General features: G+C 72.8%; 12 protein-coding genes. 3 read left to right on the top strand and 9 right to left on the bottom strand.

Features of this window, described 5'->3' with window-relative positions:
* Positions 1–3: 3 nt before the first annotated feature.
* The gene (locus ACR68M_RS05330; RefSeq protein WP_441249245.1) at positions 4–1,707 is read right to left on the bottom strand and encodes a thioester reductase domain-containing protein; all 1,704 of its coding nucleotides are present in this window, start codon (positions 1,705–1,707) and stop codon (positions 4–6) included.
* Positions 1,704–9,821, bottom strand: coding sequence for an amino acid adenylation domain-containing protein (locus tag ACR68M_RS05325; protein ID WP_441249244.1), 8,118 nt, complete (start codon positions 9,819–9,821; stop codon positions 1,704–1,706). The genes ACR68M_RS05330 and ACR68M_RS05325 overlap by 4 nt, the downstream gene beginning before the upstream one ends.
* Positions 9,822–10,210: 389 nt before the next feature.
* Here ACR68M_RS05325 and ACR68M_RS05320 point away from each other — a divergent pair, with 389 nt between their 5' ends.
* Positions 10,211–11,074, top strand: a complete 864-nt coding sequence (locus ACR68M_RS05320; RefSeq protein ID WP_441249243.1) for an SCO6745 family protein — start codon at positions 10,211–10,213, stop codon at positions 11,072–11,074.
* A gap of 52 nt (positions 11,075–11,126) precedes the next feature.
* Complete coding sequence (locus ACR68M_RS05315; RefSeq protein ID WP_441249242.1) at positions 11,127–12,377, top strand: multidrug effflux MFS transporter; 1,251 nt, start codon at positions 11,127–11,129, stop codon at positions 12,375–12,377.
* 67 nt (positions 12,378–12,444) lie between these two features.
* Here the strand turns inward: ACR68M_RS05315 and ACR68M_RS05310 are convergent, their stop codons facing one another.
* Both ACR68M_RS05310 and ACR68M_RS05305 read right to left on the bottom strand, forming a co-directional pair.
* Positions 12,445–13,452 (bottom strand): hypothetical protein, encoded by a 1,008-nt coding sequence (locus ACR68M_RS05310; RefSeq protein ID WP_441249241.1) that lies wholly within the window; start codon positions 13,450–13,452, stop codon positions 12,445–12,447.
* A gap of 92 nt (positions 13,453–13,544) precedes the next feature.
* Positions 13,545–16,505: a methyltransferase domain-containing protein gene (locus tag ACR68M_RS05305; protein ID WP_441249240.1), complete on the bottom strand. Its 2,961-nt coding sequence runs from the start codon at positions 16,503–16,505 to the stop codon at positions 13,545–13,547.
* Between the two features lie 497 nt (positions 16,506–17,002).
* Here ACR68M_RS05305 and ACR68M_RS05300 point away from each other — a divergent pair, with 497 nt between their 5' ends.
* A complete protein-coding gene (locus tag ACR68M_RS05300; protein WP_441249239.1) occupies positions 17,003–17,608 on the top strand; it encodes a transglycosylase SLT domain-containing protein in 606 nt (201 codons plus the stop codon).
* Between the two features lie 62 nt (positions 17,609–17,670).
* On the opposite strand, the gene ACR68M_RS05295 is transcribed toward ACR68M_RS05300, so the two are convergent.
* From ACR68M_RS05295 to ACR68M_RS05275, 5 genes are read right to left on the bottom strand one after another with little or no spacing between them, the layout of a single operon-like run.
* A complete protein-coding gene (locus ACR68M_RS05295) occupies positions 17,671–17,892 on the bottom strand; it encodes a hypothetical protein (RefSeq protein ID WP_441249238.1) in 222 nt (73 codons plus the stop codon).
* A 45-nt stretch (positions 17,893–17,937) separates the two neighbouring features.
* Positions 17,938–18,858, bottom strand: coding sequence for an ABC transporter substrate-binding protein (locus ACR68M_RS05290; RefSeq protein ID WP_441249237.1), 921 nt, complete (start codon positions 18,856–18,858; stop codon positions 17,938–17,940).
* Between the two features lie 59 nt (positions 18,859–18,917).
* Positions 18,918–19,604: an ABC transporter permease gene (locus ACR68M_RS05285; RefSeq protein WP_441249236.1), complete on the bottom strand. Its 687-nt coding sequence runs from the start codon at positions 19,602–19,604 to the stop codon at positions 18,918–18,920.
* Positions 19,601–20,269, bottom strand: a complete 669-nt coding sequence (locus tag ACR68M_RS05280; RefSeq protein WP_441249235.1) for an ABC transporter permease — start codon at positions 20,267–20,269, stop codon at positions 19,601–19,603. The genes ACR68M_RS05285 and ACR68M_RS05280 overlap by 4 nt, the downstream gene beginning before the upstream one ends.
* A complete protein-coding gene (locus ACR68M_RS05275; protein WP_441249234.1) occupies positions 20,259–21,302 on the bottom strand; it encodes an ABC transporter ATP-binding protein in 1,044 nt (347 codons plus the stop codon). Before ACR68M_RS05275 ends, ACR68M_RS05280 begins: the two co-directional genes overlap by 11 nt.
* Positions 21,303–21,322: the final 20 nt, after the last annotated feature.

Here is a 21,322-nt window from a genome sequence, read left to right as displayed (position 1 = left end):
GGACTAGTTCTGGGGGCGGTCGGCGTCGCCGGGAGGGGCCGGGAGGAACCCGGTCTCGACGAAGTACCGCAGGTAGCGGTCGAACAGCGTGCGGTCGACAGGGGCGCACTCGATCCCCGAACCGGCCAGTGCCGCCCGGAGGTTGTCCGCGCGGAACTCTGGCTTGCTGCCTGCGAAGCCGACCTCCTCGGCCGGCTGGTCCTTGCCGAAGAGCGGGAGGTAGAAGCGCATCTCGTTCTCGTCGCCGCGCTCCAGCGCCGCACTCAGCTCCTGGTACCAGGCGCGGTACTCCAGCCGGCGCAGCGGGTAGCCGAACCCGACGATGAGGTCGAAGACCTCGTTCATGCTCACCGGCCGGGCGCCGGGCAGGTTGAGCACCGGCTCGGGGCGCGGGCCGGCGAGGGCGGTGTGCACCACGGTCGCGGCGCAGTAGTCGACGGGGACGAGATCGAGCACCAGGTCGAAGTCGAGGTAGGCGCCGAGCTGGATGCAGCCCTTGATCAGGTGGTTGATGAAGGTGTCGGTGGAGCACGCCCCGGTGCTCTGGGCGCCGGTGATCGCCCCGGGCCGGTAGACCTGGGTGGGGATGCCGCGCTCGCGGGCCGCCGTCATCAGGCTGTCGGCCACCCACTTGGACTGCCGGTAGCCGCCGACCACGTCCTGGGGGTCGGAGAGCGTCTCCTCCGCCCAGACCCGGACGCCGAGGTGGCCCGGGTAGACGCCGGTGGTGGAGATGAAGTGCACCGGCTTGACGCGGTGCTTGCAGGCCAGCCGCAGCACCTCCAGCGCGCCGAACACGTTGACCGGCTTGATCTTCGGGTACGGCACGATCCAGCTGGAGATCGCCGCGTTGTGGATGATCATCTCCACCCCGGCGGCCAGCGCGTGGTAACTCTCCCGGGAGAGGCCCAGGTACGGCCGCCCGGTGTCGCCCGGCACGCCGGCGATCCGCAGCTCGTCGCCGTCGCGTCGCAGACCGTACTCCGCCAGGTTGGCCAGCACCCGCTGCCCCGCCTGCGCGGGGTCGTCGGCGCGGACGAGCACGGAGACCTTCGCCGTCGAGCGGTCCAGCAGTTCGCGCAGCAGGAAGGCGCCGGTGTAGCCGGTGCCGCCGGTGAGCAGCACGCTGCGGTACGGTCCGGTGGCGGGCGGCAGGGCGCCGGCCTCCGGGTGGACGTCGTCGGGGAGGACGGCGTCGGCCGTCATCTCCTCGGCGCTGACGCCGCGCGGGTTGCCCGCGCCGGTGACCGCCGGGTCGGCCTGCGAGCTGACCATCCGGGCGAGTTGGGCGACGGTCGGGTCCTCGAACATCCGCCGCAGGTCGAGCCGGACGTCGTAGACCTCGCGGACCTGGGCGGCCATCTGCAGCACGGTGAGCGAGTCACCGCCCAGGTCGAAGAAGCTGGTCTCCACCCCGACCTTCGGCAGACCGAGCAAGTCCTGCCAGATCCGCGCGAGTTGGGTCTCCACGGTCGAGCGCGGGGCGACGTAGGCGGTGTCGCCGCTCTCGTCCCCGGTCAGTGCGGGCAGACTGCCCCGGTCGACCTTGCCGTTGGGCAGCTTGGGCAGCTCGGGCAGCACCACGAAGTGCGCCGGGACCATGGCCTCGGGCAGGTGGGTGCGGGCGTAGGCCCGCAGGGTGGAGCGGAATCCGGCGGCCCAGGAGGAGGTCAGCGGGTCGTTGGCGAGTTGGCGTGTCGCGCTCATGCGGCGTCCCCGGCGGTGTCGGCGGTGTCGGAGTGGGCGGAGTCGGTGGACGCCTCGAAGGCGACGTCGAAGGTGTCGAGGCGGCCGTCCGGTGCGACGGTGACGTAGACCTGCCGTTCGGCTTCGGCGGCCAGCTCGTACATCTCCTCCGGGTGCACCCCGGCGCTCTCGTCGACCTCCCAGAGCAGGCGCTCCAACTCCCAAGCAGTGGTGCGGCCTTCGGACTCGGCGAGGGCGCGGACGGCAGCGGAGTTGCGGAGCAGACGGGCGTTCGACAGGCCCGTGACGGTCAGGCTCCCGGGCTCCGCCGCCAGCAGCTTGCGCAGACCCGCGACGCCGTCCTCCAGCGCCTCCCAGGCGAGCCGCCGCTCGGCGGCCGGGGCTGCGGGCTCCCCGATCAGCAGGGTGACGTCGTACCGGAAGAGCGAGAGCTCGTTGGCGGCCCGGCCGCGCTTCAACTCCAGCCGCACCGCGCCGATCTCGGGCAGCTCGGCGGCGAGTGCGCGGAAGAAGGCGGGGGAGAGGCAGAGTTCGCGTTCGTCCGCCAGCTGCCGGGCGATCAGCGAGTTGATCTCCTCGACGGTGTTCAGGGCGGAGGCCCGGTGCAGCTGCACCTCGGTGTGGAACTCGGACAGCATCTCGACCGAGCGGACGTCACCGACGAAGACCGCACCGCCGGGGCGCACCGCCCGCACGGCGTCCCGCAGCACCTGCCGCAGGTAGTCGGTGCCGGGGAAGTACTGCGCGACCGAGTTGATCACGACGGTGTCCAGCCGGCCCGGCTCCAGCGTCGCGAGGTACTCCGGGCCGGACTGCACCAGCCGGACGTACTCGGGCAGCGGGCGGCCCAGGCACCCGGCGGCGGCGGTCAGCGCCGCGGCGGAGATGTCCAGGCCGTGGTATTCGCCGACCTGTTCGGCCAATGAGCGCAGCACCAGGCCGACGCCGACGCCGACGTCCGCGACGGCGGTCGGCCGCAAGGCGCGCACGCGGTCGACGGTGTGGCCGAGCCACTCGCGCATCTGCGGCTCGGGGATCGGCTCGCCGGTGTAGCTGGAGAGCCAGCCCGCGAACTCCGAGCGCTCCTCCTCCGGCGTGGTGTACGCGCCCTCCCACACCTCGCTCCAGCGGCGTACGTGCGCCTCCTGCACGGAGGAGTCGCCCAGTGACTCGGCGGGCGACACGTAGGCCACCAGCTCGGTGCCGTGGGCGCCCTCGACGGCGATCACCGCGACGGCGTCGAGCTGGGCGTGCCGGGAGAGCACGCTCTCCACCTCGTCCGGCTCGACCCGGTGGCCGAGGATCTTGACCTGGCGGTCGACCCGGCCGAGGAACTCCAATAGCCCGTCGGCGCGTTGGCGTACCCGGTCGCCGGTGCGGTAGAAGACGCCGGGGCCGGGGACGCCGGGGACGAAGCGTTCGGCGGTCAGTTCGGGGCGGCCGAGGTACCCGGCCGCGACGCCGTCGCCGCCGATCCACAGCTCGCCGGACACCCCGACGGGCACCGGGCGGCCGTGCGAATCCACCACCCTTACCTCGGTGTTGGCGATCGGGCGGCCGATCGGGATGGTCCCCGCCTCGGCGTCGCGCCCGGCCTCCAGGGCGTGCACCGTCGACCAGATGGTGGTCTCGGTCGGGCCGTACATGTTGAAGACGCCGACCCCGGGCAGGCCCGCCAGCAGGCGCTGGGCCAGCCCGGAGGGGAAGGCCTCGCCGCCGATCAGCAGGGCGCGCAGCCCGCGCAGGGCCTGCAGCGCCTCGGGCTCGGCGGCCACGGCGGTCAGCAGCGAGGGTGTGCCCTGCACCAGCGTGACGCCGTGCCGGCTGCACAACTCGGCGAAGGAGTGGCCGTGTTCGGCGGCCTCGACCTCGTGTGCGTCGCGCAGCCGGTCGACCCAGGTGAGGCTCTCCAGGACGTCCTCCGGGGCGACGCCGAAGTCGACCAGGCAGGCGATCTCGTCGATCCCGGCCTGGGAGAGCTGCCGGACGAGGTCGGCGCAGGTGTCGGGGGAGCCGAAGAGGCCGGAGGATTCGAAGTACCGGTCGATGGCCATGTCGACCACCGCGTCCAGGTACTCCTCCGCGCCCATCTCCGGGAACTCCTGCCCGGTGGTGGCGAAGAGCGTGCGCCAGAGTTCGGTGGAGCTGCGCAGGTAGTCGCGGAAGGGGTCGCGGGCGCGGGCGCGGGCCTGCTCGGTGTCGTCCGACATGAAGGTGTGCACCATGGCGGTGACGTGGCCGGGCCCCTGGTGCCCGGCCTCGGCGCGGGCCCGGCGGTAGGCGGCGATCTTCTCGGCCAGCTCCACCGGGTCCTGCCCGAGCAGGTGGGTGAGCAGGTTGACGCCCGTCGCCCCGGCCTTCTCGAAGGTCTGCACGGTGCCGACGGAGGTGAGCCAGATCGGCGGCTCGGCCTGCACCGGCGAGGGGAAGATCCGGACGTCCACCATCTCGCCGCTGCCGCCGACCCGCTGGACGGGCTCGCCCCGCCACAACTTGCGGAACTCCGCGAGCTGTTCGGTCATCAGCTCCTTGCGTCCGGCGAAGTTCTCCGGGCGCAGCACGAAGTCGTTGGAGTTCCAGCCCGCCGCGAAGGCGAGCCCGACCCGGCCGTTCGAGAGGTTGTCGACGAGCGACCACTCCTCGGCGATCCGCACCGCGTCGTGCAGCGGCGAGACCACGCTGCCGCAGCGGATCGCGATCCGCTCGGTGACGGCTGCCAGGGCGGCGGACATCACCGAGGGGTTCGGGTAGAGGCCGCCGAACTGGTTGAAGTGCCGCTCCGGGGTCCAGACCGCCTCGAACCCGTGCTGGTCGGCGTACCGGGTGGCGTCCAGCACGAGCTGGTACCCGGCCCGGTTCGACCCGGCGGAGGCGGCGAAGAAGAACAGACTGAAGCCGACCGCCTTGTCGGCCGAACCCTCCTGCGGGACGAGGTTGTTGATGATCCGCTCGCCGGCCACCACGACCTTCGCCCCGTGGGTGAGCGGCCAGAGCAGCTCCAGGACGGAGATGTCGAAGGACACGCTGGTCACCGCGAGCACCACGTCCGCCGGACCGCAGCCGATCCGGTCGTCCATCCCGGCGAAGAAGTTGACGGCGTTGCGGTGCCGCAGGGCGGTGCCCTTGGGCTTCCCGGTGGAGCCCGAGGTGTAGATGACGTACGCGGTGTCCTCGCCGGTCACCTCGATGCCGAGCGGGCTCCCGGGCAGGGTGGCGATCGCCTCGGCCTCGACGGCCAGGTCGACGACGACGGGCGCGGTGATGCCCTCGGGGGCGCCCGGTCCGCGTACCAGGCAGCTGATCGCGGCGTCGGCGGCGATGTTCTCCAGCCGTCCGCGCGGGAAGGACGGGTCCATCGGTACGTACGCCGCACCGGTCTTGAGGACGGCGAGCAGGGCCACCACCAGCTCGGCGCCGCGCCGGAGGCTGACGCCGACCAGATCGCCCCGGCCGACCCCGGTGGCGGCCAGGCGGTGCGCGAGCTGGTTGGCTCGGGCGTCCAACTCCCGGTAGTCGAGCTCCTGGTGGCGGTGGGCGACGGCGGTGGCGGCCGGGGTTGCCAGTGCCTGGCGCTCGATCAGCCCGTGCACGGTGGCGGCCCGGTCGTACGGCCGCGCGGTGTCGTTCCAGTGCGCGAGCCGGGCCCGCTCGTCGGGGCCGAGCAGCTCGACGGCGGCGATCGGGGTCTCGGGGTGCTCGGCCACGGCGGCGAGCGCACGCTCGTAGTAGCCGGCCAGCCGGGTGCAGAACTCCTCGGGCAGGACGGCGAGATCGCAGTCCAGCCAGAGCTGGAGGGTGCCCTGCTCGGGGTCGATCAGGAAGTTCACCGCGAGCGGGTAGTTGGTCTCCGCGATGCCGACGGTCACCGTCATCAGGGTGTCCGCCGCGCGGTGCCGGTCGCGGTGGAAGTCCATGAAGTTGACGTAGGAGTCCAACCGCAGCTCCGCGCCCAGGTCGTGCTGCATCTGGGCGAACGGGTAGCGGCGGTGCGGGGCCGAGTCGCGCTCGTGCTCGAAGGCCAGCCGGGCGGTGTCCAGCAGGGTCGCCCCGGCCAGATCGGCGCGCAGCGGCAGGGTGTTGAGGAAGACGCCGATGGTCTCGTCGCCGCCCGCCTCCTCCAGCCGCGCGTTGGCGACCACGCCGGTGAGCACTTCGTCGCTGCCGCCGACCAGCCGTAGCACGGCCAGGTGGGCGGTGGTGAGCAGTGACTTGAGCGGCAGGCCCGCGCGCTGCGCGAGGGTGCGCAGGGTGCCGGCCAGCTCCACCGGCAGCGGCACGTCGTACCGGCGGTTGGCAGCGGGCCCGTCGGCGGCGCGGGTGGGCAGTTCGGTCGGTTCGGCGCCGCGCAGCAGGTCGTGCCAGTAGGCGCGGGAGCTCTCGTCCGCCACGGCCCGCAGCTCGGCGGCGACGAAGTCCCGGTAGGTGGAGGGGACTTCGGGGAGGCCGAGCGGGCCACCGGCGAGCCGGGCCCGGTAGTGGTCGACGACCTCCTCCAGCATCCGCATGTCGCTCCACCCGTCGAGCACGACGTGGTGCTCGATCACCGAGAGGTGGAAGACCTGCGGCCCGGCGGGGTGCACGACGAAGCGCAGCAGCGGCGCCACCTCGGGGTCGAAGGTGGTGTACTTCGCGCGCTCGACCCAGGCGGTCAGCTCGGTGAGCTGCTCGGCCTCGCCGAGGGCGCCGAGGTCGTCCGCGGTCTCCAGCGGCACCCGGACGTCGCGGTGGACCAGTTGGAGCGGCGTGGAGTAGCTGGTCAGGTCGAAGGAGCAGCGCAGCAGCGGGTGGCGGCGGGCGGTGTCGTCGAGGGCGTCCTGAAGGGCCGTCAGGTCGAGGGCGGTCGCGACCCGGACGCTGGTCACCACGCGGTAGACCGCGGACTCCTCGGTGATCGCGGCGTGGTAGAGCATGCCGGTCTGCATGGCGCTGAGCGGGAAGGCGTCGTCCAGGCCCTCGGGCAGCTGGGCCAGGTCGGCAGCGGGCACCAGCTCGAACGGCCGGGACTTGGCGGCGGTCGCACCGCTCGCGTCCAGGGGGCGGATGACCCGGGCGAGTTCCCGGATGGACGGCCCCTGGAAGAGCTCGGAGACGGCGAAGGTCCAGCCCTGCCGCTCGGTCTCGGTGCGCACCCGGATGGCGTGCATCGAGTCGCCGCCGAGCGCGAAGAAGGAGTCGTCGACCCCGGCCTCGGGCAGCTCCAGCACGGCGCACCAGGCGGTGTGCAGCAGTGTCTCGGCGGCGGTCGTGGGCCGGGCGCCGGTGGCCGGGCGGGTGGCCTGCGGGGCGGGCAGGGCCTTGCGGTCGAGTTTGCCGTTGGGCAGCAGCGGCAGCGCCGCCAGGGCGACGACGTGTCCGGGCACCATGTACGCGGGCAGTTGCGCGCGCAGCCGCTCCGCCAGGTCGGCCGGGGCCTTCGGCACCACGTACGCAACCAACTGCGGCTGGCCGTCCGGCCCGTGGGGTGCGGTGACGACCGCCTGAGTGATCTCGGGGTGGGCCAGCAGGGCGGATTCGATCTCGCCGGGCTCGATCCGGAAGCCGTGCACCTTCACCTGGTGGTCGAGTCGCCCGTGGTAGAGCAGCACGCCGTCGGGCCGCCGCACGGCGAGGTCGCCGGTGCGGTAGAGCAGGCCCGGCCCGAAGTGGTTCGGGACGAACCGCTCGGCGGTGAGCTCCGGCCGGTTGAGGTAGCCGAGCGCGACCTGGGTGCCGCCGATGTGGAGCTCGCCGGGCAGGCCGTCCGGCACGGGGTGGCCGGCCCGGTCGAGCACGTACAGGCCGGTGTTGGCGACGGCGCGGCCGATCGGCACCGGGCCCTGGGCGTCGGCGGGGCTGCACGGCCAGTAGGTGACGTCGACGGAGGCCTCGGTCGGCCCGTAGAGGTTGTGCAGCTCGATGCCGTCGTGCTGCCGGAAGAACCGGCCGACGGTCTCCGGGCGCAGGGCCTCGCCGCTGCAGAACACCCGCTTGAGGGTGGGTAGTTCGGCGGCAGACGGTTCGGCGAGGAAGAGGTCGAGCATCGAGGGCACGAAGTGCGCGGTGGTGACGGCGTGCTTGCGGATTGTCTCGGCGAGCGCACGCGGGTCACGCTGGGCGCCCGGCGCGGCCAGGTGCAGGGAGGCGCCGGTGAGCAGCGGCCAGAAGAACTCCCACACCGACACGTCGAAGGTGAACGGGGTCTTCTGCAGCACCCTGTCCTCGGCGGTGAGCCGGTACTCCTCCTGCATCCACAGCAGGCGGTTGACCACGCCCCGGTGCGGCACGGCGACGCCCTTGGGCAGGCCGGTCGAGCCGGAGGTGTAGATGACGTACGCCGCGTCCTCGGGGACCGCCCCGGCGCGGACCCGCTCGGCGGGCGGCAGCTCGGGCAGCGTGGTGTCGACCGAGATCAGCGCGGCGCCCGTGCCGGCCAGCCGCCCGGCCAGGTCGGTGCGGGTCAGCACCGTCCGGACTCCGGCGTCCTCGATCTGGAACGCCAGCCGGGCGGTGGGCAGTTCGGGGTCGAGCGGCAGGTAGGCGGCGCCCGCCAGCTGGACGGCCAGCAGCTCGATCACCAGCTCCAGCGAGCGCTCGCCGTGCACGCCGACCACGTCGCCGCGGCCGACACCGCGCTCGCGCAGATAGGCCGCCAGCCGGTTGGCCTGTTCGATCAGTTGGCGGTAGGTCAGGCCGTAGCCCTCGACCGAGGCGGCGACCGCGTCCGGGGTGTGCAGGGCCTGGGCCTCGACCAGTTCGTGCAGACAGTGGCTGAGGTCGTAGTCGCGGGCCTGCGCGGTGGCCTCGGCGGTGAGCCGGCCCCGCTCGGCCGGGCTGAGCAGGTCGAGTTCGCCGATCGGCAGGCCGGTCGCACCCGGCTCGGCGATCGCCTCCAGGAAGGCGGTGAAGCGGCCCTGGTGGGCGTCGAGCGCCGCCGGATCGTGCCGCGCGGCGGTCGCGTCGAAGGAGAGCCGCAGCTCCGATCCGTCGGTGCCGCCGAAGAACTCGAGCGCGAGATCGCGGACGGGCCCAGAGGAGAGCTGGTGCACGGCGCCCTGGTGCCCGCCGAAGACGATCCGGCCGTCGAAGGAGACGACGTTGACGACGACCCCGGCGGCCTCGCCCGCGCCCTCGGAGCGGCGCAGCTCGCGCTGCAGCTCCTCGCCCCGGTAGCGCTGGTGGCTGAGCAGCTCGCTGACCTTCGCCGAGACCTGCGGGATCAGCTCGTCGAGCCCGGCGGACGGGTCGACCTCCAGCCGCAGCGGCAGGACGTTGGCGAGCATCGCCGGTGTGGTCAGCGAGGCGCGGGTGGTCCGGGCCCGGACGGGGAGGCCGATGACGACCGTCTCCTGCTGGGTAACCCGGTGCAGGTAGGCGGCCGTCGCGGCCAGCACCACGGCGGACCAGTGGGTGCGGTGCTCGGCCGCGATCCTCCCCATCTGGTCGACGCGGGAGGAGAGTTGGAGCCGCTCCGGCGATCCGTCGCGCAGCTGCGGGTCGGCCAGGCTGATCCGCTCCGGCACCCCCGAGACCACCGAGAGCCAGTGCGCGCGGTCTGCCTCGTACTGGTCGGAGCCCCGGTACTCGGCCTCCTCGGTCAGCAGTTCGGCCAGCGTGCCCGGGGTGCGTGCGGGCACCGGGGCGCCCTGAGCCAGCGCGGAGTAGATCTCGGCGAGCCGCCGCCAGTAGAGCACCTGGCCGAAGCCGTCCAGCACGATGTGGTGGTACTGGAACCAGAAGAGGGAGTGCTCGGGTGCGAGCCGCAGCAGCGCGTGGCCGAACAGCGGCCCGGTGGTCAGCTCGACCGGCACGGCGAGCCGCGCGCGCATCCAACTCTGCGCTTCGGCAGCCGGATCGGCCTGCCCGGTGAAGTCCACCGTCTCCAGCGGTGCGGCCGTGGGGCCCGGGATCTGGGTGGCCACGCCGTCGGCGTCGGCGGTGAACCGCACTCTCAGCGTCTCGGACTCGTCGACCGCCCGCTGCACCGCCTCGGCCAGCGCCCGGCCGTCGAGCGCCCCGCGGATCTCGACGTAGCCGCCGCAGTTGTGCAGGGCACCGCTGGAGTCGAGTTGGTGCGCGATCCAGACTTCCTGCTGGGCGACGGACAGCGGCAAAGGCTGCCCCGCGAAGGCATGCACGAGTCACTCCTCATCTGGTGGCACTGATTTCGGAATTCGGTGTCCGCAAGGCGGCGGACGGGAGGGGACTCCCCGACTCCCGGCCGACGGCGCGAATTGCGTTCACGGCAGGCCGAAGCCCGCCGCCCGATCGGGCAGCGGGGTCGCTCACCTGCGCTCGGAAACCCCCGTCTCGGGTCCGTGGCGTCGTAGGTCCGTGTGGCGTCCTGCCGATGGAGTTCTTGGTCCGTGGGGTTCTCGGTCCGTGGTTCAACCTACGGTCAGGGACGGTGCCGAGGAACAGATCGGGCCCGACCTGACAGACACGACGGGGATGTGTCGGAACTCCCGGTGCCCGAAGCCCTCCCCACGGCCCCTCCGCCTACCGTCGCCCCGTAGCGTAGGCAGCCATGACGACGCCGACACTGCTCGCCACCCGCCGCTGCTACAACGCCTTCCACCCCGTGCACGCCGCCTACTACTTCGCGCCCGAACACGACGAGCAGTACGCCGGCCTCGGCCTGGAGCCCGGCCCGATGGCCTACCTGGCGGGGCGCTCGGCGCCGCTCGGGGCCGTCAGTGCCGGGGCCGTCACCGCGCTGTTCTACTCCTTCCGGCCGAGCCTGGTCGGGGCGAAGCTGCCCGTCGCCTGGCAGCGCACCTCACCGGCGGCGGTGCTGGAGGCCCGGCTGCGGATCGCCGACGCCTGCCTGCGCCGCCTGCTCGGCCCCGAGGCGCTCGCCTCCCGCGAGATGGCCGAGGCCGCCACGCTCGCCCTGGCCGCCGCCGAGGCCTGCGGCAGACCTGGCCGCCCGCTCGCCGCCGCCAACGCCGACCTGCCGGTACCCGGGCCCGCACACCTGAAGCTCTGGCACGCGGCGACCGTGCTGCGCGAGCACCGGGGCGACGGCCACCTGATCGCCCTCGGCCAGGCCGGGTTGGACGGCATCGAGGCACTCGTCAGCCACACCGCCACCGGCACGGCCTGGAAGCCGCACTTCCTCCGGGCCACCCGGGGCTGGACGGTGCAGGACTGGGCCGCTGCCCAGGGCCGCCTGCGCGAACGCGGCCTGCTCGACGAGGACGGCGAACTGACTGCCGTCGGGATGGAGTTGCGCCGCGAGCTGGAGGCCGAGACCGACCGCCTCGGCCTCGCCCCGTACGCCCATCTCGGCGCCGACGCGACCAAGCGGCTGACCGATCTGGCCGGGGGCTTCACCCGGACCGTCCTGGCCGGCGGTGGCCTGCCGCTGCACGACATGGGCAAGGGCTGACCGCGACCCGCCGGGCCCACCCGCAGACCGACCTCCGAGGAGCCACCCCCGCATGCCAGTCCCCGCCGTCGGCGACCAGCCGGCCGCCACCGAGGCACCGCCCGAAGCCGCCCCGAGCCGCGCCACCGTCGTCCTGCTCGGCGGCCTGGTCGCGCTCGGGCCGCTCACCACCGACCTCTACCTGCCGGCGTTGCCCGCGCTCACCCACGACCTGGGCTCCACCGCGCCCGCCGTCCAACTCACCCTCACCTCCTCGCTGATCGGAATGGGCCTCGGCCAGCTGGTCTTCGGCCCGCTCAGCGACCGGATCGGCCGCCGCCGCCCGCTCGTCCTGGGCCTGGCCGTCTACGCCCTGGCCACCGTGCTCTGCGCCGTCGCGCCGTCGGTGCCCGTCCTGGTGGCAGGGCGGGCCCTCCAGGGGCTGGCCGGAGCCGCCGGGCTGGTGATCGGCCGGGCCGTCGCCCGCGACCGTTACGCGGGCCCGGCGATGATCCGCTTCCTCGCCACCCTCGGCGTGATATCGGGCCTCGCGCCGATCCTCGCCCCCGTGGTCGGCGCCCAGTTGCTGCGGTTCACCTCCTGGCGCGGCACCTTCGGCGTGCTGGCCCTGCTCGGGGCGCTGCTCACCGTCGGCGCGCTGTTCGCCCTCCCCGAATCCCTCCCGCCGTCCCGCCGCCACGCCCAGGGGCTGGGCAGCACCGTCCGGGCGATCGGCGGCCTGCTGGGCGACCGGGCCTTCCTCGGCTATTTGCTCACCAGCACCTTCGCGTTCGGCGCGCTGTTCGCGTACGTGGGCGGCTCCTCGGTGGCGCTGCAGAGCGTCTACGGGATCTCCCCGCAGACCTTCAGCCTGCTGTTCGCCACCAACTCCCTTGCCGTGGTCGGCTTCACCCAGCTCAACGGGAGAGTGCTGGTCCAACGCTTCGACGGGCACCGGCTGATGCTCGTCGGCCTGGGCTGCGCGGGCGCCGCCGGGCTCGCCCTGGTGCTCTGCACCGCCGTCTGGGACACCGGCCTGGCGGGCGTCTGGCCCGCGCTCTTCCTGCTGATGGCCTCGATGGGAGTCATCCTCCCCAACTCCTCCGGCGCCGCCCTCACCATGGCCCCCCACGCGGCGGGCTCCGCCTCCGGCCTGATCGGGCTCGGCACCTTCCTGTGCGGCGCCGTCGTCGCCCCGCTCAGCAGCGCGGGCGGGGAGCCGTCGGCGGTGCTGCTGGGCGTGGTGGTGCTCAGCTGCGCGGTGCTGGCCTTCGCGGCGTTCGCCGTACTGTGCCGCCCGACCCCGGCGGGACCGGCTCGATGACCGGGACCGTCACCGACGCCACCGGGCCACGGACGACGGTGGACGCGAGCCGGACGCGCCTCGGTCGCTACCGACCGCGTGCGAGCAGGCGGTCGTGGGCGTAGCTGCTGAAGGTGGGGCCTGCGGCGGTGGCGACGGGGTCGGCGGTGGTGCCGCCGGGCTTGAGCGTGCCGGAGACCGTGTAGTAGGTGTAACGGCCGATGGCGCCATGGGTGTTGGCGCAGCTCGGGCTGGTGCAGAAGGAGGTCGAGCCGGGGGTGACCAGGCCCTGGGCCTGACCCTTGTAGACGGCCTGGGCGGCGTCCGCCTGGCTGCGGTGGTCGAAGACGCCGACCGCGACGGTCACGGCGCTGCTGCCGGAGGCGTACGTCGCGCGCAGCATGCTCTGGCAGCTCTGGGCGGCGAGGGTGTCGCCGAGGCCGCCGGTGGTGGCCTTGTAGCACGGCGTGGTGGTGACCGTGGTGATCCGCGTCCAGGTGCGGCCGCCGACTGTGAGGGTGTGGTCCGCGAAGAGGACGGCCGGGTCCAGCGATGCAGTGTCCGTGGCGGCGGAGGAGATGACCGTCAGCGGGTCGGGCGGTGCGCTGCTGGACGGCGCGACCGGGCCCGGAGCGGGGGTGGCGGGCGCCGACGCGGGCCGGGAGGCCGAGTTGCTCGCGCCGGGCTTGGGGACTCCGGCCGAACCCGATGCCGTCGCTGATGCTGTCGCCGAGGCCGAAGGCGACTCGGAGGCGGCATTGGAGGTGGAGGCGGACGGGGATGCCGAGTCGGTGGCGGTGAAGCCCCGCGACGAGTTGTCACCGGCCGTCGAGGCCGGGCCCGGTGCGGCCAGGGTGGCGGTGCCTGTGGCGGCCGTGCCGCCCTTCCTGTCGGCGCCCTTGCCGGCGAAGTTCACCGCCGTCGCGGTGATCCCGCCGATGACCAGGGTGGCGCCCACCACGGCGCCGACCACCCGCCGTTGCTTGCGTCGGCGGGAGTCCTGCTCGTTCCGGTCGGCGAGCGCCGCCCAGTCGGGTTCGGAGCCGCCCCCGGCCGCACTGCCCCATCCGTGTCCGCCCTGCGGCCCCTCGCTCATGGGAAGTGATCCTAGTGTCGGGCGGTGCCGGATGGACGGCCGGGTGCCCGGCCCGCCTGAGGCGGACCGGGCACCCGGGACGAGCGGGGAGATCAGGCGATGGAGAAGTCGTCGCCGAAGACGTTGCCCTGGCCGAACCAGCCGTGCAGGTAGACGGTGACGGTGCCCGAGGCGCCCGTGGTGAACGGGACGCTCAGCTTCGTCCAGCCGGTGGACGAGGTCCAGGTGCTGGCGGTCGCGCCGCCGCTGACGCCGACGAAGGCGTAGCTGCCCTGCACCCAACCGGTCAGCGTGTACTTGGTGTTGGGCGCGAGGGTGACGGTCTGGTCGCACTCACCGGTCTGCCCGGCAGTGGCCGCCGCCTGCAGGGCGTGGGCGCCGCTGTGCACCGGGCTGCTCACCACGGCGCCGCCGGTCTGGCAGGTCCAGGGGCCCAGGCTGCCGGTCTCCAGACCGCCGTTGACCAGGCCGGTGGCGGCCGTACCCGTGACGGTCAGGGTGTAGGTGGTGGTGCGGGTGCCGGAGGTGGCGGTGCCGGTGACGGTCAGCGGGTAGCTGCCGGGGGCCGTGGTGGCGGTGGTGGCGATGGTCAGGGTGGCGTTGGTGCCTGCCGTGACGGAACCGGGGTTGACGGTTGCGGTGACGCCGGTGGGTGCGCCGGTGACGGTGAGGGTGACGGGCTGGGCGTTGCCGGAGGTGACGGCGGTGGCCAGGGTCGCGGTGGTGCCGGAGCCCGCCGTGACGCTGCCTGCGGCGGGGGAGGCGCTCAGTGAGAAGTCGTTGACCGGGGTGCCGCTGCCGCTGGTGAACGGCTCGAAGGTGTGGCTGAAGTCCCAGGTGCCCTGGCTGACGCCGGAGCAGGCGTCGTTGCCGGCGGTGCCGACGCAGCCGCCGTTGTCACGCTGGAGGGCCCAGAACGAGAGGGTGTTGACGCCCTTGCTGGTGGCCCAGTTGTAGACGCTGGTGGCGTCGGCGGTGCTGAAGGTCTCGGCGGCACCGAAGTCGTCGATGCCGATCATCTCGATGATGCCGATCGAACTCCACAGCTGCGCGGCGGTCTTGCTCGGGTAGAGCTTCGCCAGCTGGTTGTAGAGGCCGGTGGTGGCGGTCTGGGTGTCGGTCGCCATGTTGTGCGTGGCGTTGTCGTAGTAGTCGAAGGTCATCTGGTTGACGACGTCGATGCGGGCGTTGTTCTGCACCGCGTTCTTCAGCACGTTCAGCCCGCTGGAGGCCAGCCCGCTGGTGGTGGTGGGCAGCGTGTACGAGAACTGGATCGAGCGCCCGTTGGTGGCGGCCCAGTCCTCCACGACCTTGATCGCCTTGTTGCGGCGGTCGATCCCGGCGGTGTTGGTGAGCGAGTTGTCCTCGATGTCGAGGTCGATCCGGCTGATGTCGTACGTGGTGATGATGTTCTCGAAGACACCGGCGATCGAGTTGACGTCGGTGCAGCTGTCGGCGATCTCGGTGCCGCCGTTGTCGGCGGTGTAGCCGCCGAAGGACGGGATGACGTCGCCGCCGTTGGCCCGGATCTTGGCGATGTCGGCGCCGAAGCTGGAGGTGGCGATCGGCATGCCGGTGTCGCCGTTCCAGTACGCGGTGCAGGAGCCCTTGGTGGCCGCCTGGACGAAGGCCATGGTCAGGTACTTGGCGCCGGACTGCTGGGCCAGAGTGGCGGGGCTGTCGCCTGTCCAGGCCTCGAAGTACGGGGCGAAGACGTGCTGCGGCAGCGCGGTCGCGGCGTGCGCGGTGCCGCCGCCGACCACGGCCAGGCCGAGGGCGGCGGCCAGCGTGACTCCGCTGGTCAGCAGCGACTGGATGGATCTGTGAAGGCGCATGAGTGCTCCAACAGACGTGTGTGTGAAAGCCGTTCGCCCGGATTTGGGCATGACGGGGCCTGACTCGGGTGCTGGGGTGGTACGGCGGTGCGACAGCACAGCCGGCCGGTGTTCACACCCCCACAGTGCAGCTCCGGTCGGAAGGACAACGCCTATGGTTGGTCTGGACCACTCGTCTGTCAAGAGTCCTAACAGTTCGTCAACGCTCTTGTCCGCCAGCTGGGACGGCTTCCGGGGTTGCCATTTCATTTGCGGCCGGATGCCGCGATCGGCCATGATCGAGCACGTGTGCGACAGCTGCGGGGGCGGCCGGATGCGCCGTCGAAGCACGGCGAGCCGGGCGACCGCCATCCGGGGCCCGCGCCAACTCGGCCACCGCACCCAGGTGTTCACGCAGCCTCGGCCGGTGCCGGTCGTCAGCAGGTGCCCGCTCACACCCAGCAGCGCGGGCTCGGACTCCGTCCGGCGCAGCGCCTCCAGCACCACCCGACGCCGCTCCGGATCGTCCAGGTACTCATTCACCTGCCCCATCAGCCAGGCCGCCCCCTCCAGCCCGTACTGCCCGGTCGGCGTCAGCCCGGCCGCCCGGAACTCCTCCGGCACACTCGCCGGGTCGTGCAGGTACGCCGTGGTGAAGACCGGCGCCTCCGCAGTCGGCGCCAGCAGCCCGCTCTCGACGCAGGCGTCCGTGACGGCCCGCAGCCCCGGATCGAAGTACGCTCCCGCCCGAAGCGTGTCGTGCAGCCCCGCGAACCGGTTGATGGTGGCCGCCACCACCAGCCCGCCGGGCCGCACCGCACGCCGCGCCTCCGCCAACGCGGTCAGCCGGTCGGCCCGCTCGGGCAGGTGGTAGAGCGGCCCGAGCAGCAGCACCACGTCGTACGACCCGTCCGCCACGTCCAGCGCACGGGTGTCGCCGAGCCGGGCGGTGACCCCGGGCAGCCCGGCGGCCTGGGCGACATGCAGGGGGACGGGGTCCACCAGCTCGACCAGGTGCCCGTCCTCGGCGAGCCGGCCCGCGTGGGCCCCCGGGCCGCCGCCCACGTCGAGCACGCGCTGCGGGCCGTCGCCCAGTAGGCGGCGCAGCACGTCCTGGGTCCGCCAGAACTCCAGTCGGTCGTGGCCGCTGAACAGCCTGCGCTGCTCCTTGCCCCGGTTGTAGTAGTCGAGGACGTCCTCGCGCAGTAGGTGGGGTGAGCCGATCTCGTCCGTGTCCATGGCGGACAGCCTGGTGCCCGTGCGGTCGCCGGGACAGCCGATTTCGGTGTGGGCGCGGTCGCGTTGGGTGACGAAGGGGGTGGGTGGTCGGTGACACCAGCCACAAGGGTTTCCAAGCAACTACGCACGATCGTAGACACCGCGCCGGGGTCGCAGGCCGTGCGCCAGGCGGTTCGCGGAAGTGAAGGCGGCTGGCGCGACTACGACGCGGCGTCGTAGTGGGGGTGGTTGATGCGGGGTGGGGGCCGCGTTAACACTGGGTCGAGTCGCAAGGCGCTCCGCCCTGTCGGCGCCGGTCTTCGAGCCGGGCCGGCCATCGGGGGAGCGCGAATCGTCCGGCACCCGTACGTGGCCCGTCTCCACGGGCTCGTACCGCTGGGTGCCCACGGCCATCGGCACAGCACCGGCAGTTGGCGGCCTCACGCCGCCGTACTGCTGTGCGCCCATGGCCGGACCAACCCGACCGAGGCCAGCTCGGTCCAGGAAGGCCACACTTCATGCGTAGCTCCCTCATTGCCGCCATGCGCCGACGGTCCACCCTCGTGGTGGCGTCCGCCGGTCTGGCGACTGCCTGTGCCGCCTCCGTCGTGGCGGTGGCACTGCCCGAGGACAACGCTTCCGCTGCGGTCGTCGCCGCCCAGGCCCCCGCCGCCGCCCCCGCTGCTCCGGCCGCCCCCGCTGCTCCGGCCGCCCCGGCAGCTCCCGCTGCGCCGGCTGCTCCCGCCGCCCCGGCCGCCGAGAAGCCCGCTCCGGCGGAGCAGCCGCAGGCCGCCTCGCGTTCCGAGGAGCGCCCGGCGCTGGCCGCCGACACCAGCCCGAGCGGCGTCAAGGCGCTGGCGAAGAGCATCGTGCCCGCCGACCAGTACGCCGCCTTCAGCAACATCATCAGCCACGAGAGCGGCTGGAACATCAAGGCGACCAACGCCTCCTCCGGCGCCTACGGCCTGGCCCAGGCCCTGCCGGGCTCCAAGATGGCCTCGACCGGCTCGGACTGGCGCACCAACCCCGAGACCCAGATCAAGTGGGCCCTGAACTACATGAACGAGCGCTACGGCAGCCCGAACGGCGCCTGGACGTTCTGGCAGAACCACCACTGGTACTAAAAAAAACCAACAGAAGGGCCCCGCAGCTGAGCAGCAGCTGCGGGGCCCTTCTGCGTCTGGTGCTAGGCGGTCGTGTACAGGCCCGTCTCACGGTCGCGCTGGATGGTGCCGGCCTTGCGCAGCTGCTCCAGGTCGCGGCGGACCGTGCGGGGGTCGGGCTGCTCGTAGTAGGTCTCGCGGGCGCGGTGCCAGTCCCAGGAGCCGCCGCCCTGCCGCATCGCCAGCAGGAGCTGGTTTCGGCGTTCGATGGCTGAGGTGGGTGCGAGGGGGAGTTCGTCGGTCATGCGCACATTATCTCCCAGGCTCCCGGCTGGGGAGTGCGCCCCGGATCAGCTCAGGCCGTTGGCCTTCAGCCAGTCCTTGGCGACGGCCGACGGGTCCTCCTTGTCGATGGCGACGCGCTTCATCAGCGCCGTCAGCCCGGCCGTGTCGAGCTTGCCGGAGACGGCGTTCAGGGCGGCGGTCGTCGTCGCGTCCACCCCGGCCTTGTTGACCAGCGGGGTGATGTTCTGCGAGCTGAAGAGGTTCTTCGGGTCCTCCAGGGTGACCAGCTTCAGCTGGACGATCTTCGGGTCGGTGGTGAAGACGTTGCCGACGTCGATCGCGCTGTCCTTCAGCGCGTTGGCGGTGGTGTCACCGGTCGGCTTCCACTCCTTGAAGGTCAGCCCGTAGACGTCCTTGAACTGCTGCTCCCGGCGGGACTTGAACTCCGGCGGCCCGCCGATGGTGAGCGGCCCGGCGCCCGTGAGGTCGGCGATCGACTTGAGGTGCTTGGCGTCGGCCGTCGCCTGCGAGACGGTGAGCGAGTCCTTGTCCTCGGCGGCGGCCGAGTCCAGGACGGCCAGCGTGGCGGGCAGCTTCTGCTGCAGTGCGGCGTTGACCGCCTGGGTGCCGGCCGCGGTGTTCTTGGCGTCCAGGTAGCCGAGCAGCGCGCCGTTGTACTCGGGCAGCACGGTCAGGTTGCCGCTCTCCAGCTGGCCGTAGAGCACCTCGCGGCTGCCGATGTTGAACTTCTCGGTCACCTTGACGCCCTTGGCCTTGAGCGCCTGCGAGTAGATGGAGGCGAGCAGTACGTTCTCGGGGAAGTTCGCCGAGCCGACCACCACGGTCTTGCCGGAGGCGGCGGAGCTGCCGGTGCCGCCCGAGGCGGCCAGCGGGTCCTTCCCGCTGGAGGAGCCGCACGCCGCCGCGCCGAGCAGCAGCGCGGCGGCGGTGACGGCGGTGACAGGGCGGAACACACGCGAGGTCATGGGAGTCCTTCGGCAGTAGTCAGTAGCGGCAGGAGCATTGGGTTCAGGAGGTGGAGCGGTCAACGCCTGCGGGCGGCGGCGCGCTGGGCCCGCAAGCCCGGCGGCAGCCCGTACCGCAGCAGCGCCGCGAAGCACAGTTGGGCCGCGACGGCGAGCAGCACCACGAGCAGTGCCCCGCCCGCCGTGGCGGGGAAGTCCCGGGTGGCCAGCCCGTCGATGACGTACCGGCCGAGCCCGCCCAGGCCGACGTACGCGGCGACCGTCGCGGTGGCGATCACCTGCACGGTCGCGTTGCGCAGCCCGGCGAGCAGGGTGGGCAGACCGGCGGGAAGGCAGACCTGGAACAGGACTTGACGGTGCGTCAGGCCGATGCCGCGAGCCGCGTCGCGCAGCTCCGGGTCGGTGCCCCGGATGCCCTCGACGGTCGCCACCAGCAGCGGCGGCGCGGCCAGGGCGACCAACGGGACGAGTACGGCGGTGTCGCCGACCCCGGCGAGCAGCACCGTCAGGGTGACCAGCCCGAGGGTGGGCAGGGCGCGAGCGACACCGGTCAGGGTCGTCACGGCGACGGCGCCGCGACCGGTGTAGCCGATCAGCAGGCCGAGCGGGACGGCGATCAGCGCGGACCAGAAGAGCGCCTCGCCGCAGAAGACCAGGTGCTCCCAGACCCGGTGGACGATCGAGTCCGGGCCGCTCTGCCGGGCGGGCGCGGTGAAGAAGGTGTTCAGCCAGTCGAGCCAGTTCACTGTGCCGCGCCCTTCTCCCGGACGGCCCACGGTGCGAGCAGTCGCCGGGCCAGCACCAGCAGCAGGTCGGTGACCAGCGCGAGGGCGGCGACCAGCACGATCCCGGCCAGGATCGGCGTGGTGAAGGTGAGCTGGAAGCCGTTGAGGAAGAGCTCGCCGAGCCCGCCGAGGCCGACCAGCGCGCCGACGGCGGCCAGCGAGATGCTGGACACCGCTGCGACCCGGAGGCCGGAGATCAGGTACGGCAGGGCGGCGGGCAGCTCGACGGCCGCCAGCCGGTGCCACGGGCCGTACCCCATCGCGGTGGCCGCCTGCCGGACGGACTCCGGCACCGAGCGCAGCCCGTCGACCGTCGTCGGCAGCAGCACCGCGAGGGCGTAGAAGGTCAGCGGGATCATCACCGTCGCCCGGGTGGCGAGCCCGGTGTACGGGATCAGGAGGACGAAGAGCGCCAGCGACGGCAGTGCGTACGCCACGTTGAGGACCACCGACACCGGCTGGTAGAGCCGGGGCAGCCGGGCGCAGACCAGGCCGAGCGGCACCGCGACCAGCAGTGCGATCAGGACGGGGACCAGGGCGATCACCGCATGGGTGCGCGTGAGGTCGAGCAGGTAGCCCAGGCGGTCGCCGATCCAGTACCAGCGGACGAGCGGTTCACCGTCCACTGGGGCTCACCGGCCGGTCCTCGGCCAGGGCCGCGAGCACGGCGGCGCGGTCGGCGACGCCGACGGCCCGGCCGTCCGTGTCGACGGCGACGGCCAGCCCGCTCGGGGAGAGCACGGCCGCGTCCAGGGCGGTGCGCAGGGTGTCGGTGTCCGGTCGGAAGCCGGGTGCGGGGTGGGCGGTGCCCGTGCCGTCCCGCCAGCCGGTCGGGCGGCCGTGCTCGTCCTGCTCCAGCCGCCAGCCCACTGGTACGGAGGTCAGCGGCTGGACGGCCACCCCGGCGGCCGGGCGCAGGCCGAGGCCGCGCAGGCCCCGGTCGCGGCCCAGGAAGGCGGCCACGCCTTCGTCGCTGGGTGCGGTCAGCAGGGTGTGTGGATCGGCGAGTTGGGCGATCCGGCCGTGCTCGCGCAGCACCACGATCTGGTCCCCGAGCCGGACGGCCTCCTCGATGTCGTGCGTGACGAACAGCACGGTCTTGTTCAACTCGCTCTGCAGGCGCAGCAGTTCCTCCTGGAGCCCGGCGCGTACCACCGGGTCGACCGCACTGAACGGCTCGTCCATCAGCAGAACCGGCGGGTCTGCGGCCAACGCCCTTGCCACGCCCACGCGTTGCTGCTGGCCCCCGGACAGCTGGAAGGGGTAGCGGTGGGCCGTCTCCGGAGCCAGACCGACCAGCTCCAGCAGCTCGGCAGCCCGCGCTCGGGCCCGCTTGCGGTCCCAGCCGAGCAGCCGTGGCACCGTCGCCACGTTGTCGATCACCCGGCGGTGCGGGAACAGACCCGCCTGCTGGATCACGTACCCGATGCCGCGCCGCAGCTTGGCGGCCGGCAGCCCGGCGACGTCGGCGTCGTCCAGCAGCACCCGCCCCGAGGTCGGCTCGACCATCCGGTTCACCATCCGCAGGATGGTCGTCTTGCCGCACCCCGAGGGCCCGACCAGCACCGTTATTCGCCCGGCGGGTACGTCCAGGTCGAGCCCCTCGACGGCGATCGTGCCGTCGGGGTGGCGCTTGGCTGCGCCGTCGAATCTGATCACGGGAACGATCCTAAACTTCG

Source organism: Kitasatospora sp. McL0602 (genome assembly GCF_052076145.1).
Lineage (GTDB): Bacteria > Actinomycetota > Actinomycetes > Streptomycetales > Streptomycetaceae > Kitasatospora.
Note: the sequence above shows the minus strand (reverse complement) of the source record. Positions and strands in the feature narration are given on the sequence as shown.